Source organism: Achromobacter maghribensis (assembly GCF_057334215.1).
Map to the genome: position 1 here is coordinate 230,575 of NZ_JBHFII010000014.1, position 4,584 is coordinate 235,158.

General features: G+C 62.5%; 4 protein-coding genes. 1 reads left to right on the forward strand and 3 read right to left on the reverse strand.

Going from position 1 to position 4,584, the window contains the following annotated elements:
- Nucleotides 1–25: 25 nt before the first annotated feature.
- Genes ACE039_RS06130 through ACE039_RS06140 form a run of 3 tightly spaced genes read right to left on the reverse strand, consistent with a single transcriptional unit; the run spans nucleotide 26 to nucleotide 3,833 of the window.
- The gene (locus tag ACE039_RS06130; RefSeq protein ID WP_105557637.1) at nucleotides 26–331 is read right to left on the reverse strand and encodes a chorismate mutase; all 306 of its coding nucleotides are present in this window, start codon (nucleotides 329–331) and stop codon (nucleotides 26–28) included.
- Nucleotides 332–333: 2 nt separating this feature from the next.
- On the reverse strand, nucleotides 334–2,628 hold the full coding sequence (locus ACE039_RS06135; protein WP_105557636.1) for a UvrD-helicase domain-containing protein: 2,295 nt from the start codon (nucleotides 2,626–2,628) through the stop codon (nucleotides 334–336).
- Nucleotides 2,625–3,833, reverse strand: a complete 1,209-nt coding sequence (locus ACE039_RS06140) for a DesA family fatty acid desaturase (RefSeq protein ID WP_105557635.1) — start codon at nucleotides 3,831–3,833, stop codon at nucleotides 2,625–2,627. The genes ACE039_RS06135 and ACE039_RS06140 overlap by 4 nt, the downstream gene beginning before the upstream one ends.
- A 418-nt stretch (nucleotides 3,834–4,251) precedes the next feature.
- Here ACE039_RS06140 and ACE039_RS06145 point away from each other — a divergent pair.
- On the forward strand, nucleotides 4,252–4,584 hold a 333-nt coding region (locus ACE039_RS06145), incomplete at its 3' end, for a hypothetical protein (RefSeq protein WP_369868336.1).

The following is a 4,584-nucleotide window of genomic DNA, read 5'->3' on the forward strand; positions in this document are numbered from 1 at the left end:
GCCCCACCCCCCCCCCAGCCTGGCATTACGAGTACGGACGCTCGCGCAGGCGGGTATGGTGGTCGACCACGGTGTCGATCACTTCGCGCAGGATGGTTTCAGCCAACGCGGGCGGCACGCCCGCCTCTTCAGCCAACCGGCGAATGCGTTCCACCTGCTGGGATTCCCGATCGGGGTCCACCAGGTCCATGCCGTGGTTGGTCTTCAGTTCGCCGATCATGTCCGTGCAACGGAACCGCACGCCCAGCAGCAGCATGATCTGCTGGTCGATTTCATCGACCTCGGCGCGCAGGGACGCCAACTCGGCTTTCGGAGAATCGTTGTGGGCCATGTTTAACCTTGAACAATATCGAGTTTGGCGATACCCAGCGCCAGGGTCTTGGCACCGACGTCGCGGAACTGGATTTCTGCCTGGGCGTCCTGTCCTGCGCCGCTCAAGCCAATAATCGTGCCATCGCCAAACCGCGCGTGATGCACGCCCTGACCCACACGATACTGCTTGTCGCCCACCGTCACACCGCTTGCGATGCCGCGCGGTTGACGCGGCGCAATGGTGTTGGTGGCCTTGCGTCCAAAGGCGTCGCCGCGGTTGCCCCCGCCCCAGCCGGCGCCCGTGCTGCTGACCGGCGCCAGGCCGGCCTTGGGCGACAACCATTTCAGGTGTTCTTCCGGGATCTCGTCCAGGAATCGCGACCGCATGGCATAGCGGGTCTGGCCATGCAGCATCCGGCTTTGGGCAAGACTGATGTACAGCCGTTGCCGCGCGCGCGTGATCGCCACGTACATCAGGCGGCGCTCTTCTTCCAGCCCGGACTGTTCCAGGATGCTGTTCTCGTGCGGGAACAGGCCCTCTTCCAGGCCGGTAATGAAGACGGCGTCGAATTCCAGCCCCTTGGCGGCATGAACCGTCATCAGCTGAACGGCGTCCTGGCCTTGCTGGGCCTGGTTATCGCCGGCTTCCAGCGCCGCATGCGACAGGAAGCCCGCCAGCGGCGTCAGGCCATCAGAGGCCACGATGGGCGCGTCGACCACCCCCGGCATCAGCGTGGACGAGGTGGCCTGTTCAGGCACCACGCCAGCAGGCATGCCGTCGTAGTTCTCTTCGGAAGCAAACACGGCCGCGGCCGTGATCAATTCGTTCAAGTTCTCGAGGCGCTCGGCGCCCTCGCGCTCGGCTTTGTAATGGGCGTTCAAGCCACTGGCTTCGAGCATGTGCTCGACCATTTCCGGCAGCGGCAGGTCGCGCGTTTCTTCGATCAGGCGATGGATCAGTTGGGCGAACTGGGCCAGGTTGGAGCCCCCCTTGCCGCCCACCAGCGCCACCGCCGCATACAGGCTGGTGTCGTGCGCGCGGGCCGCGTCGGCCAATTGTTCCAGCGTGCGCGCGCCGATGCCGCGCGTCGGGAAGTTGACGACGCGCATCCACGATGTGTCGTCGTTGGGGTTGGCCATCAGCCGCAGGTACGCCAGCGCGTGCTTGATTTCCTGGCGCTCGAAAAAGCGCAGGCCGCCGTAGACCTTGTAGGGAATACCGGCCGAGAAAATGGCGTGTTCCAGCACGCGCGATTGCGCGTTGCTGCGATAGAGCACGGCGATCTCGCGGCGCAGGCTGCCGTCATGGATCAGCGAACGGATTTCGTCCACGATCCATTGGGCTTCCATGCCGTCCGACGGTTGCTCGATGACGCGAACGGGTTCGCCTTCGCCCTGGTCGGTCCACAAATTCTTGCCCAGCCGGCCGCTGTTATGGCCGATCAGCGCATTGGCGGAATCCAGGATGTGGCCGAACGAACGGTAGTTCTGTTCCAGCCGGATCACGGTGCCATGCGCATAGTCGCGCTCGAAGTCGGACATATTGCCGACGTTCGCGCCCCGGAAAGCGTAGATGGATTGGTCGTCGTCGCCCACGGCGAAAATCGCCGCTCCGCCGCCTGCCAACAAGCGCAGCCACTTGTACTGCAGCGTATTGGTGTCCTGGAACTCGTCGACCAGAATGTGACGGAACCGGCGCTGATAGTGCTCGCGCACCGGCGCATTGCGCGACAGCAGTTCGTAGGCGCGCAGCAGCAGCTCGGCGAAGTCGACCACGCCTTCGCGCTGGCATTGGGCTTCGTAAAGCTGGTAGATCTCGATCAGGCGGCGGCGATGGGCGTCATAGGCTTCGACGTCCTGCGGGCGCAGGCCCTCTTCCTTGGCGCCGTTGATGAAGCGTTGCACATCACGCGGCGGGTACTTTTCGTCGTCGACGCCGTTCGCCTTCATCAGGCGCTTGATGGCGGCAAGCTGATCAGTGACGTCCAGGATCTGGAAGCTTTGCGGCAGGCCGGCATCGCGGTGATGCGCGCGCAGCATGCGGTTGCACAGGCCGTGGAAGGTCCCGATCCAGAGGCCGCGCGTATCGATCGGCAGAATCGCCGACATGCGCGCCAGCATTTCGCGGGCAGCCTTATTGGTGAACGTGACCGCCAGAAGCCCAAAAGGCGAAGCCTGGCCGGTTTGAATCAGCCAGGCCATGCGGGTAGTGAGTACCCGGGTTTTCCCGCTGCCCGCCCCGGCCAAGACCAGGGCGTGCTGCGGTTCTAACGTTACTGCGGCGCGTTGTTCAGGGTTTAGCTTCTCTAGCATCATGCCGCGTAGCGGCGCAGATGTTGAGCAAATTGCTCGAGCCCGGCGATGCCGCTTTGCTGGGCGCGCTGGCACCAGGCCTGCAAGTCATGGAGGAGCTGTTCGCTGCTGGCGCTGGAGCTTTCCCAGATGCGGCCAAGTTCACGGCGCATCTGTACCAGGGTCGACAGCGACTTGTTCTGGGCGATGGCCTTGTCCACGGCGGCAAGCTGTTCAGGCTGGAGGATGTCCTCGTTGCGGTGGATGGCGCGGCGCACCTGATGCAGCTTGGTATAGCCGCATTCAGCATTGCCTTCCTGGCGCGAGGCCTTCAGCTTGCTCAGTTCTTCGCGAGCGGCGCTCTTGATCACGTCCGCATAGCGGGCCATGACTTCGTAGCGGTGCGTGATCACGCCTTGCAGCGTGCGCAGGTCGATGCCCGTGCGGGTGTCGTCCAGCTTCAGCTTGGGGGCAACCTTCTTGATCTTGGCCAGGCCGAAGAACTTCAGGATGTTGATGTAGCACCAGCCGATGTCGAATTCGTACCACTTGGCCGAGAACTTGGCCGACGTGCCGTGAGCGTGGTGGTTGTTGTGCAGCTCTTCGCCGCCAATCACGATGCCCCACGGGAACACGTTGGTGCTGGTGTCCGGGCTGTTGTAGTTGCGGTAGCCCCAGTAGTGGCCGATACCGTTGACGACGCCGGCCGCCCAGAAGGGGATCCAGGCCATCTGCACCGCCCACACCGTCACGCCCATCGCGCCGAACAAGGCGACGTCGATAGCCAGCATGGACAGCACGCCCCACAGGCTGTGCTTGCTGTAGACGTTGCGCTCGAGCCAGTCGTCAGGCGTGCCGTGGCCGAACTTGGCCATGGTTTCCTTGTTGTTCGATTCTTCGCGATACAGCTCCGCGCCGCGGAACAGCACCTTCCAGATGCCGAACAGCATGGGCGAGTGAGGATCGCCTTCCTTTTCGCACTTGGCGTGATGCTTGCGGTGAATGGCGACCCATTCCTTGGTGACCATGCCGGTCGTCATCCAGAGCCAGAAACGGAAGAAGTGCATGACAGCCGGATGCAAATCCAGACCGCGGTGCGCTTGGCTGCGATGGAGAAAAACCGTGACCGCAACAATCGTGATGTGCGTCACGACAAGGGTGAATACGACGACCTGCCACCAAGTGGCTTGGGTCAGACCGCCGGCAATGAAGGAGAGGATGTAATCCATAAAGCTGTTATGAGCCTCGCTTGAGAAGTACCTGAAGTTTAGCTTACCTTTGTCTTCTTATGACAAGGGAGTTTCAAAATAGTTTTTGAGCGAAATCAAGGACTAAGCCCCGGTTTCGGGACAAAAAACCCACTCTCGCGGCCCTTTCAGGTAGAGCGCGAGGCCGAGCCTTGCGGACATCCGGCGCCTGGGCCGGCTACCCGATGAAGGTGGGGGGTATTCGCAATGGCACCAGGTTTTGGCTACATTTCGCTACGAAAGTTCCTGCCAGCAAGGGGATTTCGTCTTGAATGCGCCACGTTGGCGGCGCACACTTGCCGCCCTTCCTGCTGACCAAATTGTCTCTTTTGCCCCACTGATGTTGCCGAAAACAATCCGACCCTTTTTATTTTCAGCCCTGTCGACGCTGGGAATCGCGTTGTGTGCGCCCACGTTCGCGCAGACGATGAAGTCGGGCGACGTCGTCGTGCTGGCTTCGTACTACGAGATTCGAGGGTCGGATTGCCTGGCGCTGCGCGCGCCACGCGTGCAGATCACGCAGAACCCGACACTGGGCAAGGCCAGCGTCATGCAGACGCGAGGCCAGTCCAGCGATTCCGGTCGTTGCGCCTATCGGCCGGTGGCGGTTTCGCAGGTGGTCTACCAAGCGGACCGCCCCGGGTCGGACACCCTGGCCTGGGAAGTGAAGTACCAGAACAAGACCCTGGGCACGCGCCGGTTCAGCGCGACGGTGGGCGTCACGCCCGCGCCC

What these genes read in the sequence shown, in the direction of transcription:
- ACE039_RS06140 (WP_105557635.1), bottom strand. Translation starts at nt 3,833, where the DNA reads ATGGATTACATCCTCTCCTTCATTGCCGGCGGTCTGACCCAAGCCACT.
- ACE039_RS06135 (WP_105557636.1), bottom strand. Translation starts at nt 2,628, where the DNA reads ATGATGCTAGAGAAGCTAAACCCTGAACAACGCGCCGCAGTAACGTTA.
- ACE039_RS06130 (WP_105557637.1), bottom strand. Translation starts at nt 331, where the DNA reads ATGGCCCACAACGATTCTCCGAAAGCCGAGTTGGCGTCCCTGCGCGCC.